This is a genomic window from Hyphomicrobiales bacterium (assembly GCA_002869065.1).
Taxonomy (GTDB): Bacteria; Pseudomonadota; Alphaproteobacteria; order Rhizobiales; family Rhodobiaceae; genus Rhodobium.
In genome coordinates this window covers 817762-833040 of record PKTR01000002.1, presented here as the reverse complement: position 1 = coordinate 833040, position 15279 = coordinate 817762, and the positions used below count along the sequence as shown (strand labels likewise).

The following is a 15279-nucleotide window of genomic DNA, read 5'->3' as shown; positions in this document are numbered from 1 at the left end:
TCACATCTCCACGCCGAGGTGGCCGGCGACGGTAAACACGTCCTTGTCGCCGCGGCCGCACATGTTCATCACGATGATCTGGTCCTTCGACATCGTCGGCGCAAGCTTCATCACATAGGCAAGCGCGTGCGAGGGTTCGAGCGCGGGGATGATGCCCTCGAGCTTGGTGCACAGCTGGAAGGCTTCGAGCGCCTCGTCGTCGGTCGCCGGCACGTAGGTCACGCGGCCGGTTTCCTTCAGCCAGGAATGCTCCGGCCCGATGCCGGGATAGTCGAGGCCGGCCGAGATCGAATGACCCTCGAGGATCTGGCCGTCGTCGTCCTGCAAGAGATAGGTGCGGTTGCCGTGCAACACGCCCGGGCGGCCGGCATTGAGCGAGGCGCAATGTTCTTCGCCATCGAGGCCGCGTCCACCGGCTTCGACGCCGTAGATCGCCACGTCGCCGTCGTCGAGGAAGGGATGGAACAGGCCGATGGCGTTCGAGCCGCCGCCGACGCAGGCAACCACCGCATCCGGCAGCTTGCCCTCTGCCTGCTGGATCTGTTCGCGCGCTTCGGTGCCGATCACCGCCTGGAAGTCGCGGACCATCTCCGGATAGGGGTGCGGACCGGCGGCGGTGCCGATCAGGTAGTAGGTCGATTCCACATTGGTGACCCAGTCGCGCAACGCCTCGTTCATGGCGTCCTTCAGCGTACCCGCGCCGGCGGTCACCGGCACGATCTCGGCGCCGAGAAGCTTCATGCGGAACACGTTCGGCTTCTGCCGCTCAACGTCGGTCGCGCCCATATAGACCACGCAGGGCAGGCCGAAACGGGCGCACACGGTCGCCGTCGCGACGCCATGCTGGCCTGCGCCGGTCTCGGCGATGATCCGCGTCTTGCCCATCCGGCGGGCAAGCAGAATCTGGCCGATCGTGTTGTTGATCTTGTGCGATCCGGTGTGGTTCAGCTCGTCGCGCTTGAAGTACACCTTGGCGCCGCCCCCGCGGCCGGAGGCCGCAGAAACCTCACGAAGATGCTCGGTCAGCCGCTCGGCGAAATAGAGCGGGCTCGGCCGGCCGGCATAATGGGTCGAAAGCTGGGCCAGTTCCTCGCCGAAGGCCGGATCGACTTTCGCCTCTTCCCACGCCTTTTCCAGTTCGAGGATCAGCGGCATCAGCGTCTCGGCGACGAAGCGGCCGCCGAAAATACCGAAGAACCCGCGATCGTCGGGACCCGAACGAAGGGTATTGGGCTGACTGGTCACTGTGCACTCCTTTGCACCGCGGCAGCGCGCGCCGCGGCAACGAATTCCCGGATCTTGTCCGGATCCTTGATCCCCGGCGCGCTTTCGACGCCCGAGGAAACGTCGACCCCTTCGGCCCGCGTGGCGGCGATGGCGTCGGCGACATTGTTAGTATCCAGCCCACCGGAAAGCATGAAGCCGACCGCCGGGTCAAGCGCGTCGAGCAGCCGCCAGTCGAAGGTGGCACCGAGCCCGCCCGGCCGCGTCGCGTCCTTCGGCGGCTTGGCATCGAACAACAGGCGCGTGCAGGAGCCCGCATAGAGGCCGGCGCGGGCGACGTCTTCGGCGTTCGAAATGCCGAGTGCCTTCATGGTCGGCAGGCCGTAGCGGCGGCCGAGCTCCGCGGTGTGTTGCGGGCTTTCCTTGCCGTGCAGCTGCAGGCAATCGGGCCGGATCGCCTCAACGACCGCGTCCATCAGAGCATCGTCCGCGTTGACGGTGAGCGCGACGATCTCGGTGCGCCCGCGCGCGTGATCGGCAAGCCGCCTCGCAACTTCCAGCGACACGTTGCGCGGGCTCGGCGGAAAGATGACGAGGCCGATCATATCGGCGCCGGCCCCGATCGCCGTATCGATCGAGGCTTCGTCGCTCAGCCCGCAGATTTTGATGAGAAAGCCCATCGCCCGCCCGTGCAAGAAAACCCGTCCAGGAAAACCGAGGCGTGAAGTGCCACGCCGCGCCGCCCGTGTCCAGAGCGGGGGCGCTGCAACGAACCGTCACATGAAGGACTCAATCGCCGCGGTTGCCGGAGTTGGGTGGGACTAAATGCATTGCTCGTCCTCGGGACCCGTTTCCCAGTAAAGTCCCCAACTTATTTTGTATTGAGTATTGCATTCAGAGCATTCACGAAAAAGGGATTCTTTGTATCCTAAATGCTTAATGATATTTTCATCAATACTCATATGCCCAGAACAGGCATCATTTTGGCATGGAAGGTATTGAAAATTTCTTCGATAACCGAATTTCCCTGGCTCCAATTTAATAAGATAGGAGGCATGGCACTGGGGATTTCGGCATTCGACTATATCATTGTCATTCAGATTTAATGCATTTCTAAAAATTTGTTCTTTGCATTCGTCACAGGTAAATTCAACACGCTCAGCAACGAAAAAATCGGAAGCTTCGATTGAAATTTCTTCGATGAATTGAATTACTTTAGTGAGGAATGTAGCTAGAGCATGTGTGTCGATTTTGGGTGGCAGATCACCTTTCTTTTCTGGCATGGGAACGTGCAGATGAGAGCTTATTTTTTGCCAGTATTTTCCGAGTTTTTTGGGTGAGAAGCCTTTCATTTTACAGACAAGCGCGGCTTTCTCCGAAGAAGAGCCGTTTCCATCATTCAAGGAGATGCGAGCCGTGACGTCTTCTGCCAGGTGCTCGTCGACTAGATCAATCAACGTCTCAATGACTTTTCGCGGTTGCCAGCCGCGAAGTTGCTCAGGCGATATGAGGCCCAATCGCAGCTGCAGTTTTTGGTAGGCGATCCTCTCGAGGCCAAGCCGAAGTTCCAAACATGCATATCGCAACTGAAATTCATCATTGCTTTCAATGTGTTTTCGAGCACGCTCTAAGTAGGGTTCAATTCCAAATGCCATCTCATCACCGAAAGCGATACAATCTTACTTATAGATTTATAGTGGCATTCAATGCTGGATAGAATGACGCTCGGTAGTCAATGAGGTGAGTTCAAAAATGCTCGCCTAAGCCGCCTCGACCGCCGCGAAGTGGCGGGTCTTGTCGGCGTCGGAGAGGAACGAGGCGCTGAAGCTGTTCCGGGCCAGCGTCTTCAGCTCGGCGTCGGAAAGCGAGAAGGCCTCGGCAACGGCGCGGAAATTGTCGTTGATGTAGCCACCGAAATAGGCCGGGTCGTCGGAATTCACCGTCACCAGCATGCCGGCGTCGAGTTGCGCCTTTACCGGGCTCTTGGTCATGTCGTCGATGACGCAGAGCGCAAGGTTCGACAGCGGGCAATTGGTCAGCGGAACTTGGCGGGCGACGATCTCGGCGACCAGCTCGGGATCCTCCATCGAGCGGTTGCCGTGGTCGATGCGGTCGACGCCGAGGTCGAACAGTGCCTCGCGCACATAGGCCGGCGGACCCTCCTCGCCGGCATGGCAGACGAGCTTCAGCCCCATCTCGCGGCAGCGCGCGAACAGCCGGGCGAATTTCGACGGCGGATGGCCGAGTTCTGAACTGTCGAGACCGACCGCGACGAAGCGGTCGAGATAGGGCTCGGCGTCCTTCAGGGTCGTAAAGCCGTCCTCTTCGGACAGATGGCGCAGGAAGGAGAGAATGAGCCGGCTGGAAATCCCGTGCCGTTCCTCGCCGTCCTTCAGCGCCGCGGTGATGCCGTCGAGCACCACCTTGAACGGAACGCCGCGCGCCGTGTGCCCCTGCGGGTCGAAGAAGATCTCCGTGTGAACCACATTGTCGGCGGCGATACGGTCGAGATAGGCGCTCGTCAGGTCGTAATAGTCCTCTTCGCTCCGCAGCACGTTCATGCCCTGATAATAGAGATCGAGGAACTCCTGCAGATTAGAGAAGGCGTAGGCGGCGCGCAGCTCGTCGACGCTTGCATAGGGCAGGGCGATGCCATTGCGTGCCGCGATCGCGAACATCAGATCCGGCTCGAAGGTGCCTTCGATATGCAGATGAAGCTCGGCCTTCGGCAGGCGCGAAATGAGGTCGGACATCAGGGCCTCCGCGAAGAATCACTTTCCATCACAGTGGAATGATAGCGCAGGAAAACGGCATTTCAGGGGGAGCATCGCACACCGACCACCCGCATCATCGACAGGACCCGCCCGCGCTACGCTCTTTGTTGGCCGATCCTCCGGTCAAGCCGGAGGATGACGACAGAGAGCAAAGGAGCAGCCGCCTGCAATTTGCGCAGCTGCCATTGGATGCCGGATCAAGTCCGGCATGACGATGGATCGGGGGATGGCTGACAGGGAAAGGTTCGGGAGCTTGGCTTGAGTTCCAAACACTCCCCGTCACCCCGGACGTTGATCGGTCTCACGGCCGAGCGTTCGCTCACCGCTCACCGCTCACTGGCCTGCGACGGCGCGCCCTCAACACGGTTGCTCCCGTGTTGACTCTGTGACATGCGCAAGTCGGGAACACCCGACTTGCCGCCGAGCGACGGCCGGTCGGCCTTGCGGCCCTGCGGGCCGGGTGCGCCTGAAGCAAGCACCACTTTCGCCTCACACTCTCCCCGTAACCCCGGACTTGATCCGGGGTCTATTGCCCTTCTCGCAACGGTATGCCGGAAGCGAGTGCGATGGACGCCTGCCCCATCAACGCACGTCATCCTCCGGCTTGACCGGAGGATCGTTCGCAACGTGAAAGGAATTGGAATTGGGGAGATGAGCCAAGCCTGATCTGCCGAGGCGGAATCAGCTGACGCTACGCTCGTCGCTGGCCGATCCTCCGGTCAAGCCGGAGGATGACGCAAGAACGGGCTCTGCGCCTGAACCAAACGCCCCTACTGCGCGGCGTCGGAGCGGCCCTGTTCTTCCTCGGCATGGCGCCGGTCGGCGGCCTTCAGCTCGTCGAGGCGCGGCATCGAGACGATGTTGTAGCCGGAATCGACGAAATGCACCTCGCCGGTGACGCCCGACGACAGGTCCGACAGCAGATAGAGGCCGGTGCCGCCGATCTCGTCGATGGTAACGGTGCGCCCCAGCGGCGAATTGGTGTTCTGGTAGGAGAACATCAGCCGCGCATCGGTGATGCCGGCACCCGCCAGCGTACGTACCGGGCCCGCCGAAATCGCGTTCACGCGAATATTGTCGAGGCCGTAATCCATGGCGAGATAGCGCACCGAGGATTCAAGCGCGGCCTTGGCGACGCCCATCACGTTGTAGTTCGGCATCACCCGGGTCGAGCCGCCATAGGTCAGCGTCACCATCGAGCCGCCGTCGGTCATCAGCGCGGCGGCACGCTTGGCCACCTCGACGAAGGAGAAGCACGAGATCAGCATGGTGCGCGAGAAATTTTCCCGCGTCGTATCGGCGAAGCGGCCCTTCAGCTCGTTCTTGTCGGAAAAGGCGATGGCATGAACGAGGAAGTCGATCTTCCCCCAGTCCTTCTTCAGCGTCTCGAAGACGGTGTCGATCGAGGCGATGTCTTCGACTTCGCACGGGATCAGGTGGTTCGACCCGACCGACTCCGCCAGCGGCTTGACGCGCTTGCCGAAGGCTTCGCCCTGATAGGTGAAGGCAAGCTCCGCACCCTCGTCGGCGAGCTTCTTGGCGATGCCCCAGGCGATCGAGTGATTGTTGGCGACCCCCATGATGAGGCCACGCTTCCCCTTCATCAGCTCAGCCATGAGCCGGTCCCCTCAGTAATTGCGTTTGTGTGGCGCTCACGCGCCGTATCGCTTGAACACGACGGTGGCATTGGTGCCACCGAAGCCGAAGCCGTTCGACAGGACGCAGTTGAGGCCCGCATTGTCGATCCGTTCGCGCACGATCGGCAGATCGGCGAATTCCTCGTCGATCTCGTCGATATGGGCAGAGGCGGCAATGAAGTCGCCCTGCATCATCAACAGCGAATAGACGGCTTCGTGCACGCCGGCCGCGCCCAGCGAATGGCCCGACAGCGCCTTGGTCGCCGAGATCGGCGGAATGCTGTCGCCGAACACGGCGCGGATCGCCTGAACCTCACGGCTGTCGCCGATCGGCGTCGAGGTGGCGTGCGGGTTGATGTAGTCGATCTTGTCTTTGACCGTCGACAGCGCGAGCTTCATGCAGCGTTCCGCACCCTCGCCCGATGGCTGCACCATGTCGTAGCCGTCCGAGGTCGCGCCATAGCCGACAATCTCGCCGTAGATCTTGGCGCCGCGCGCCTTGGCGTGTTCCAGCTCCTCGAGCACCAGCACGCCGGCACCGCCGGCGATGACGAAACCGTCGCGGTTCTTGGCGTAGGGCCGCGAGGCGGTCGACGGGGTGTCGTTGAAGTTGGACGACATGGCGCCCATGGCGTCGAACAGGTTCGACAGCGTCCAGTCGAGTTCCTCGCCGCCGCCGGCGAGCATGATGTCCTGCTTGCCCCACTGGATCAGCTCGGCCGCGTTGCCGATGCAGATATTGGTGGTCGCGCAGGCGGCCGAGATCGAATAGTTGACGCCGTGAATCTTGAACGGGGTCGCCAGCGTGGCCGAATTGGTCGACGACATGGCTTTCGGTACCGCGGTCGGGCCGATCCGCTTTGGGCCCTTTTCACGGGTGATGTCGGCAGCGGCCACGATCGCCTTCGTCGACGGGCCGCCCGAGCCCATGATCAGGCCGGTGCGCTCGTTGCTGACGTCGCTGTCCTCGAGGCCCGCATCGGCGATCGCCTCCTGCATGGCGATGTAGTTCCAGGCAGCACCGGCACCCATGAAGCGGGTGGTGCGCCGGTCGAGAACCTCGAACGGATCGAGGTCGGGCGCGCCATGCACCTGGCAGCGGAAGCCGAGCTCGGCGTAGTCGTCCGCCTTGACGATGCCGGAACGGCCCTCGCGCAGCGAAGCCATCACTTCCTGGGCGTTGTTGCCGATCGGCGAGACAATGCCCATTCCTGTCACGACCACACGTCTCATTGTACTTCCCTGTTTCGTTTTTCGTTGCAGCGTGACGCGCCGCCCGGGTCGATTTCCGCCGGGCCGATCTCCGTCAGGCATTCCCGTTCGCCGCCCCCCGCTGGCGCGGCGCCATCCGAAATATGGCCTGCAGCAGCCGGTTTGCTCAGGTGGTGAAAAGACCGACCCTGAGGTCCTTGGCCTTGAATATGGTCTCGCCGTCCGCCTTTAGCCACCCGTCGCCGATGCCGAGCACCAGCTTGGAGCGCATGACGCGCTTCAGGTCGACGCCGTATTCGACCTTCTTCACGCTCGGCACCACCATGCCGGAGAACTTCACTTCGCCCGACGACAGCGCGCGGCCGCGGCCCGGCGAGCCGGACCAGCCAAGGAAGAAGCCGAGCATCTGCCACATGGCGTCAAGGCCGAGACAGCCCGGCATCACCGGATCGCCCTGGAAGTGGCAGGGGAAGAACCAGAGATCCGGCTTGATATCCAGTTCGGCGCGGATATGGCCCTTGCCGTACTCGCCGCCTTCTTCCGAGATCGCGGTGATCCGGTCGAACATCAGCATCGGCGGCAGCGGCAGCTGCGCATTGCCGGGACCAAATAATTCTCCCCGTCCGCAGGCGAGCAGTTCCTCGTAGCCATAGCTCGAGCGGCGTTCTTGCATCGTCAATTCCGTATCGTTTTTATTGCGCGGCGTGGCCGCACTCAGGGCCCAACTTCATTAATCACGGCCTTCCTATCACACGTTCCCGCGACGAAGGAAGGCCCGTTCGGCCATCTTGGCGGGCGAATTGACGCCCGTGAAATCAACAATTCGTTGTGTCCGCCGGCGTGATAAAAATCCCGAGCCGGCTCAGCAAAACGCCGATATTGCATCGATGGCGTGGAGTTCTTATGATAGAGGCATGGCTGTTTTCCGCGAAATTTGGCTTTGACCGCGCGGAATGTTGAGGTTTTGGGACAGATTATTGGTCTGCCGAAACCGCTGGAAGTATTGGAATACGATGGCATATTACGGCGCGCCGACGGACATGCATCCGCTGAAATCATCGACCGACGAAGTCGGTGCGACGACGCTTTTGCGCGCCGCCGGTCTGCGCCCGACGCGTCAGAGGATCGCGCTGACGCTGCTGCTCTACGGCAATGGCAACCGCCATCTGTCGGCCGAACAACTTCATGCCGATGCGGTTGCCGCCGACATTCCGGTGTCGCTCGCCACCGTCTACAATACTCTTAACCAGTTCACCCAGGCCGGGCTGCTGCGCGAGCTTGCCGTCGACAACAGCCGGGCCTTTTACGACACCAACACCACCGAGCATCACCATTTCTTCGTCGAAGGCGAGAACGAGGTGCTCGACGTGCCGGACGACTGCATGCACATCGAGGCGCTGCCTGAGCCGCCCGAAGGCATGGAAATCACCAGTGTCGAAGTGGTCGTGCGCCTGCGCCGCAAGCGCTGAACGCTTTTCCTGAAAATCCGGTCCTGAACCCGAGAAAGCCGGAAGGCTTTCCGGTTCCGTACATCCGTGTCGCCGACGCGACACACCTGGCGCACTCCGCGCGTGCAATTTCTGGACAAAGCAGGCGGAACGATTCAGGGTCGTCCGATCCATCGATTCGCGGGATGAGTTGCGGGCCCCATGCTGACTGCCGTCGCTGATCGCATTGTTCTTTTGTGGGGCTGGCGCCGCTTCGCCACCGCGTTTTTCGCCGGTGCCGTCTCGGCTCTGGCGCAGGCGCCGTTCCATGCCTTCCCGCTGCTCTGGCTGACCTTTCCCCTCCTCGTCTGGCTGATCGACGGGGCGACCGTCGCCAACGCCAGCGGACGGCTGCGCCGTGTGCGGCCCGGCTTCGCGATCGGCTGGTGGTTCGGCTTCGGCTATTTCCTTGCCGGTCTGTGGTGGATCGGCGGCGCCTTCCTCGTCGAAGCCGAGGATTTCGGCTGGATGCTGCCCTTCGCGATCGTTCTGCTGCCGGCCGGCCTGGCGTTGTTCTACGGGCTGGCGACGGGCTTCGCGCGGCTGTTCTGGTCGGATGACGCGAGCCGGATCCTGGTGCTTGCCGCCGCGTTCGGTGCTGCCGAATGGCTGCGCGGACACATCCTCACAGGCTTTCCCTGGAACGGGCTCGGCTATGCCTTTGCCGCCAACACCCTGCAAATGCAGGCGGCGAGCCTGATCGGCGTCGAGGGGCTCGCCGTAATTGCCGTGCTGGTTTTCGCCGCCCCCGCCATGCTGGTCGGCGGGAACCGTCAGCGCCTCGCCCGCATCCTGCTTGCCGCTGTCGTCCTGCTGTATGCGGGCCTGTTGCTCTATGGCGGCATTCGCCTTGCGACCATCGAGCCCGGCGTCAATGACACGGTCCGCCTGCGCATCGTTCAGCCGTCGATTCCGCAAAAGGAGAAATGGCGCCCCGAGAACCGCGAGCGCATTCTCCAGACCTATCTGGAACTGTCCGACCGTGCGACCTCGCCCGATCGGCTCGGCGTCGTCAGCGTCACCCACATCATCTGGCCGGAAGCCGCCTTGCCGTTCCTGCTGCGCGAGACGCCGCAGGCGCTTGCCGCCATCGCCGCGCTTTTGCCGCCGGGTACGACGCTGGTCACCGGCGCCACCCGCGCCGACCCCGCGCTGCCCGGCGAGAAACGCCGCCGCTACTACAACAGCATCTATGTGGTCGGGCACGACGGCACCATCCTCGACGCCTACGACAAGGTCCACCTTGTGCCCTTCGGCGAGTATCTGCCGTTCCAGCAGACCCTGGAGTCGATCGGGTTGCAGCAGCTCACCCGCAGGCGCGGCGGCTTTGAGGCGGGTACCGAACGCAGCGCCTTGAAGATCCCCGGCGCGCCGCCCGCCGACCCGTTGATCTGCTACGAGATAATTTTCCCATCTGAAGTCGCGCTCGGTGATGGCGACCCGCAATGGATGCTGAATGTGACCAACGATGCCTGGTACGGCAACACGCCCGGGCCCTACCAGCACTTGCATCAGGCGCGCGTGCGCGCCGTCGAGCAGGGGGTCCCCGTCGTGCGTGCCGCCAATACCGGCATTTCTGCTATTATCGATCCGCTTGGACGGGTGAAAGCGCGATTGGCGCTTGAAATATCGGGCGTAATTGATTCGGAACTGCCGCGTGCGATCCCCGCGACGCCATACAAAAACTATGGCAACCTTCCGTTAATGGTTATCATCCTGGGATTGTTCTTGGCGGCAATCACAATTCGCGTTAACAACAAAAAAGCTTTTGTCAACCATCATAATTGACCATTAACAATTGGGATTGCATAGTCATTTTGGCGGCGCAGCACATCCTGTTGCGCTGCCGCTGTTTAACTTCCGGACGTCCGTGGGGATGTTTCTGCGCCGCAGGGCGAGAGGGACGGGCCGGCCACAAACCTTCGGATCCAACGAGGTCCGAACGATAAAGAGTAGAAGGCCCATGCCCAGTAAGAAATCACCGAATCCAATCGACATTCATGTCGGCAGTCGCGTCCGCTTGCGACGCATGATGCTTGGAATGAGTCAGGAGAAGCTCGGCGAGCATCTCGGCATCACGTTCCAGCAGATTCAGAAATACGAGAAGGGCACCAACCGCGTCGGCGCCAGCCGTCTGCAGCACATCGCTACGGTTCTCAAGGTGCCGATCTCCTTCTTCTTCGAAGATGCGCCGGGAACGCCGGACGAAGCCGCCAAGGGCTTCGCCGAAGGCAAGCCGGCCGGTTATGTGGTCGATTTCCTGTCGAGCTCGGAAGGCCTCTCGCTCAACAAGGCCTTTGTCCAGATCAAGGACGCCAAGGTGCGCAAGCGCATCGTCGAGCTGGTCAAGGCACTGGCCGACGACAGCGAATAGTCGCATCCGCACTGCCGCCGACCGGCGGCAGGCATCGAGCAATGAAGCCGCCCCCGGGTTGTATGCCCGGGGGCGGTTCTTTTTTGGGGAAAAAATCTTATTCGACCGCGCGCCTGACTGCGGTCCCGCTCGGCGCCGGCGATGGTACGACCCGCCATAAACCGCCCGAAAAGCACCCGCCCTGCCACCAAATGTCACTTGACCCCCTTCCCAAAGGTTGTCAGAAACAGACACGCAACGGCGGGATCGCGTGATCCCGCCGAAAATTTATCCGCCGCCAACCCGCTCCCCCATGCCACCCATGGAGCCGGCTTGCTGCGGCGACCGGCCGTTTCGGCCGCGCCAGAACGAAGCGTTGGATTGATGTCACGAAACACTTACCTCTTCACCAGCGAATCCGTCTCCGAGGGGCATCCCGACAAGGTCTGCGATCGGATTTCCGATGCGATCCTCGACACCTTCCTTGCTGCAGACGCCGGATCGCGCGTCGCTGTGGAGACGTTGGTGACGACCAATCAGGTCGTGCTCGCCGGTGAAGTGCGCGGCCCCGCCGAAATCGACGGTGCTGCGATGGAAGAGGTCGCCCGCCGGGTAATCCGCGACATCGGCTACGAGCAGGACGGCTTCCACTGGAAGAACGCCAACGTCACCTCGTTCGTGCACGGTCAGTCATCCGACATTGCCCAGGGCGTCGATGCCAGCGGCAACAAGGACGAGGGCGCTGGCGACCAGGGCATCATGTTCGGCTATGCCTGCCGCGAAACCCCGGCGCTGATGCCTGCCCCGATCTACTATTCGCACAAGATTCTCGAGCGCCTCGCCGAGGTCCGCCACAACGGCACCGAGCCGAAGCTCGGCCCCGACGCCAAGAGCCAGGTCTCGGTGCGCTACGTAAACGGCCAGCCGGTCGGCGCCACCTCGATCGTGCTGTCGACCCAGCACCTCGACCCGGATCTCACCTCCGACGACGTGCGGGCGATCGTCGAGCCCTATATCCGCGAGACCCTGCCCGAAGGCTGGATTTCGGACGCCACCGAATGGTGGGTCAATCCGACCGGCAAGTTCGTCATCGGCGGTCCCGACGGCGATGCCGGCCTGACCGGCCGCAAGATCATCGTCGACACCTATGGCGGCGCAGCCCCGCACGGCGGCGGTGCCTTCTCCGGCAAGGACCCGACCAAGGTTGACCGCTCGGCCGCCTATGCCGCGCGCTACCTGGCCAAGAACGTGGTCGCCGCCGGTCTCGCCGAGCGCTGCACCATCCAGCTCGCCTATGCGATCGGCGTGTCGAAGCCGCTGTCGCTCTATGTCGACGGGCACGGCACCTCGAATGTCGACGAGGGCAAGCTCGAGGAAGTGCTGATGAAGGTCATGGACCTGAGCCCGCGCGGTATCCGCGAGCACCTCTCGCTCAGCCGGCCGATCTACGAGCGCACTGCCGCATATGGCCATTTCGGCCGCGACCCGGATGCCGACGGCGGCTTTTCCTGGGAGCGCACCGACCTGGTCGACGCTCTCAAGGGCGCGTTCTAATCATCAGGTGATGTGAGCAGGCGACCCTGCGGCCATGATCGAAAAGCAGCGCGCGCCGACGCTTTACGGCCGCAACAAGGGCCACAAGCTGAAAGCCCGGCAGCAGGGTCTGATGGACACGCTGCTGCCGCAGCTTGCCGTCGACCCGACGGCGCCGGCACCCGCGCGCGTCGCCGACCTGTTTCCCGTCCCCGTCGACGAAATCTGGCTTGAGGCCGGCTTCGGCGGCGGCGAGCACATGATCCATCAGGCCGAGACGCACGACGATGTCGGCATCATCGGCTGCGAACCGTTCATCAACGGCATGGCGAAGGCGGTTTCCGCCATCGACCTGACGGGCCTCGAAAATATCCGCCTCTACAATGGCGACGCCACCGACGTGCTCGACTGGCTGCCCGAGGCCTCGCTTTCGCGGATGTATCTGCTCTATCCCGATCCCTGGCCGAAGCGGCGCCACTGGAAGCGGCGCTTCATCTCCGCCGAAATGCTCGACCGCGTCGCCCGCGCGCTGAAACCGGGCGCCGAGTTCCGCGTCGCCAGCGACATCCCGCATTACATCGCCTGGACGCTCGCCCATCTGCGCGACCATCCGGCCTTCGAATGGACGGCACGAAAGGCCGACGACTGGCGCGAGCCCTATGACGGCTGGCCCGGCACCCGCTATGAGGCAAAGGCGATCCGCGAAGGCCGCACGCCGACCTATCTCACGTTCAAGCGCGTCTAGAGCGTATTCCCGAAAAGTGGGAACCGGTTTTCGGGCAAGAATACGCGTCAAAACAAACGGCTAAAGCGCTTTAGCCGGCTTTTTCGCTGCGAAAGAGCCGGCCTTTCAGCCAGCGCGTCGGCCGTCCGTCGATCGCCGCAAGGCCGAGCGCGATCAGCGCCATGCCGATGCCGTGCTCTGGCGAAAGGCGCTCGGCAAGGAGCAGCCAGCCGAGCAGGATCGCGCCGACGGGAACGAGCAGCGTCACCAGCAACAGGTTGACAGCGCCCGCCGTCTCCAAGAGCAGGAAATAGGCAATATAGGCGAGCGCCGTCGAGACCGACGCAAGCGCCAGCACAGACAGCCAGACGGACATCGACGGCATCCCCAGCTCCCACGGCCGGTCAACCAACAGCGCCAGCGGCAGGAGCAGGATCGACGAGGCGGTGACCTGGCCGGTTGCGGTGGCAATCGGCGAGACGCCCATGCGCTTGAAGCGCCGCCCGAAAACGCTGGCGAAGGCATAGGACAGCGCCGCGCCGAGGCAGGCGAGCTGGGCAAGCAGGGCGCCACTCACTTCGCCTGCCATTTCCCCTGTCAGTTCCGGCGCAAGCATCACCGCGACGCCGGCAAAGCCGATGACAACGCCGGCGACCCGGTTTGCCCGCATCGGCTCGTCGTCGGTGAGAAAATGCGCGACGACCACGCCAAAGAGCGGCGTCGTGGCATTGAGGATCGAGGCGAGCCCGCTGGCGATCTGCGTCTGGCCCCACACCAGGAGCGAGAACGGGATCGCGTTGTTGAGGAAGCCCATGCCGAAAAAGGCGAGCCACACCGCGCCGCCCTTCGGCATGCCCGGCCCGAAGGCGCGCACCACCACATGCAGGATGAGCGCGGCGATCGCGACGCGCAGAAAGACGATGGAAAACGGCGGCAGGCCCGACACCGCGACGCCGACGAAAAAGAACGACCCGCCCCACAAAAGCGACAGGCCGATCAGCAGCGACCACTCGAAGCCGGTCATCGTGACGTTGGGCTTTTTCGCCACGCGCGGCGAAGTCCGGGATTGGCGAGAGGGCTCAGGGGATCGGGACATGCGGGCACCTCAAGCGTATTCCCACAAAGGGAGCACCGGTTTTGGATGAGAATACGCGTCAAAATCGAATGTGAGCTAACGCGCCGACGCGCCGTCCCCCATGCCTTTAGCACCCCAGACCAAAATCCCGCATTCCGAATCGTGTGATGACGATCGCTTCGTTCAGCACGGCGATCGAGCGGGCCTCTGCTTCGACAGGTTCGAAGCCCGTCAGGAGTGCTCGGTGCGTCGATAGCGGCATCAAGCGGACGCGACGACGTATCCATGGTTGACACGAACAGAAATACAATCTGTAATTTAGTAAATAATATGAGAACTCGTTAAACGCGCACGAATTCAGCACATCATCGACGGACCCGACGCATGCTGACCAAAGCCGCATTCACTTCGATCGCGCTGTTTGCCGCGCTTGTGCCGGGCGCCGCATCGGCGGATCTCTTCAACATTTCCGAGCCGGTCGTTTCGGCGGGAACGTCCGGTGCCCCGGGCTATGCGCCGACCCGCCTCGCCGAGCGCGTCGGCGAAGCCGGCGCCGTCTGGCGCATGCGCCGGCCGAGGGAATTGTGGATCTCCTTCACCGTTCTGGGCGGCCCGAAAGCGCTCGCCTTCCTTGAAAGCAAGAAGCGGCTCGACGTCGATGTGGAACTCTCCTGCGACGGCGTTCTGCGGGAACGGAAAATCTCGATCGGCATCAACGCAAACATGTGGTGGACCCAGCGTGACGGTCTGCGCTTCGAGTTTCAGCGCGACGGCTATTTCACCTGGCGGACCCGCGCCGCCACGGACCGGCTTCGATGTCGCGAAATCCAATTTCGCATTCTTGACGGGTTTCGCAGTGTGATTTCGCCAATCGGAGACACCTCGACGTATGTCGTCCAGGTCGAGTTCATGTAAAGGAGCGCCAAAATGTCCGCCGATATGAAGGAAATAGCGAAGAATCTGTCGGCACTCACCGCAAGGGGAGATCTTCCCGAAGATGTCCGCGGAATGATTGCCAGTTCCGTCGAAGAAATTCGTTCGCCGATCGAATACGACCTGTGGATCTATCGCTGGGTAGTGTCCGTGCTCGGGATCCTCGCGATCATCACTGTCATCGGGGCCTCGTCATCGCGATCTACGTCCGGGATCCGAGTGTAACGCTGCCGGATTCCATCGTCGCGCTCGGGTCGGCGGCGGTCGGCGCGCTGGCCGGTCTGCTGGCGCCATCACCGAAGAAATAGCTGGAGTAAACGCACCCGT

General features: G+C 62.5%; 14 protein-coding genes. 7 read left to right on the top strand and 7 right to left on the bottom strand.

Going from position 1 to position 15279, the window contains the following annotated elements:
- The 6 genes from trpB to C0606_07605 all read right to left on the bottom strand — a co-directional run bounded on the left by trpB (position 1) and on the right by C0606_07605 (position 7520).
- Positions 1-1245 (bottom strand): tryptophan synthase subunit beta, encoded by a 1245-nt coding sequence (gene trpB / locus C0606_07630; protein PLX38097.1) that lies wholly within the window; start codon positions 1243-1245, stop codon positions 1-3.
- Positions 1242-1904 carry a phosphoribosylanthranilate isomerase gene (locus C0606_07625; GenBank protein PLX38096.1) on the bottom strand — a complete coding sequence of 221 codons (663 nt, stop codon included), beginning with the start codon at positions 1902-1904 and terminating at the stop codon, positions 1242-1244. The genes trpB and C0606_07625 overlap by 4 nt, the downstream gene beginning before the upstream one ends.
- Before the next feature lie 1080 nt (positions 1905-2984).
- Positions 2985-3977 (bottom strand): adenosine deaminase, encoded by a 993-nt coding sequence (locus tag C0606_07620; GenBank protein ID PLX38095.1) that lies wholly within the window; start codon positions 3975-3977, stop codon positions 2985-2987.
- A 791-nt stretch (positions 3978-4768) separates the two neighbouring features.
- A complete protein-coding gene (locus tag C0606_07615; protein PLX38094.1) occupies positions 4769-5614 on the bottom strand; it encodes an enoyl-[acyl-carrier-protein] reductase FabI in 846 nt (281 codons plus the stop codon).
- A 36-nt stretch (positions 5615-5650) separates the two neighbouring features.
- Entirely contained in the window at positions 5651-6868 is a 1218-nt protein-coding gene (locus C0606_07610; GenBank protein ID PLX38093.1) for a beta-ketoacyl-[acyl-carrier-protein] synthase I, read from the bottom strand.
- A gap of 145 nt (positions 6869-7013) precedes the next feature.
- A complete protein-coding gene (locus tag C0606_07605) occupies positions 7014-7520 on the bottom strand; it encodes a beta-hydroxydecanoyl-ACP dehydratase (protein PLX38092.1) in 507 nt (168 codons plus the stop codon).
- 340 nt (positions 7521-7860) lie between these two features.
- On the opposite strand from C0606_07605, the gene C0606_07600 reads away from it, so the two are divergent.
- From C0606_07600 to C0606_07580, 5 genes are all read left to right on the top strand, one after another.
- Entirely contained in the window at positions 7861-8316 is a 456-nt protein-coding gene (locus C0606_07600) for a transcriptional repressor (GenBank protein ID PLX38091.1), read from the top strand.
- Between the two features lie 180 nt (positions 8317-8496).
- The gene (locus tag C0606_07595; protein ID PLX38090.1) at positions 8497-10122 is read left to right on the top strand and encodes an apolipoprotein N-acyltransferase; all 1626 of its coding nucleotides are present in this window, start codon (positions 8497-8499) and stop codon (positions 10120-10122) included.
- Positions 10123-10297: 175 nt separating this feature from the next.
- The gene (locus tag C0606_07590) at positions 10298-10708 is read left to right on the top strand and encodes a transcriptional regulator (protein PLX38089.1); all 411 of its coding nucleotides are present in this window, start codon (positions 10298-10300) and stop codon (positions 10706-10708) included.
- Positions 10709-11071: 363 nt separating this feature from the next.
- Positions 11072-12241 carry a methionine adenosyltransferase gene (locus C0606_07585; protein PLX38088.1) on the top strand — a complete coding sequence of 390 codons (1170 nt, stop codon included), beginning with the start codon at positions 11072-11074 and terminating at the stop codon, positions 12239-12241.
- 34 nt (positions 12242-12275) lie between these two features.
- Positions 12276-12965, top strand: coding sequence for a tRNA (guanosine(46)-N7)-methyltransferase TrmB (locus C0606_07580; GenBank protein PLX38087.1), 690 nt, complete (start codon positions 12276-12278; stop codon positions 12963-12965).
- 70 nt (positions 12966-13035) lie between these two features.
- Here C0606_07580 and C0606_07575 read toward each other — a convergent pair whose 3' ends face one another.
- The gene (locus C0606_07575) at positions 13036-13968 is read right to left on the bottom strand and encodes an EamA family transporter (GenBank protein PLX38086.1); all 933 of its coding nucleotides are present in this window, start codon (positions 13966-13968) and stop codon (positions 13036-13038) included.
- Between the two features lie 435 nt (positions 13969-14403).
- On the opposite strand from C0606_07575, the gene C0606_07570 reads away from it, so the two are divergent.
- Entirely contained in the window at positions 14404-14934 is a 531-nt protein-coding gene (locus C0606_07570) for a hypothetical protein (protein ID PLX38085.1), read from the top strand.
- Positions 14935-14946: 12 nt separating this feature from the next.
- The gene (locus tag C0606_07565) at positions 14947-15177 is read left to right on the top strand and encodes a hypothetical protein (GenBank protein PLX38084.1); all 231 of its coding nucleotides are present in this window, start codon (positions 14947-14949) and stop codon (positions 15175-15177) included.
- Positions 15178-15279: the final 102 nt, after the last annotated feature.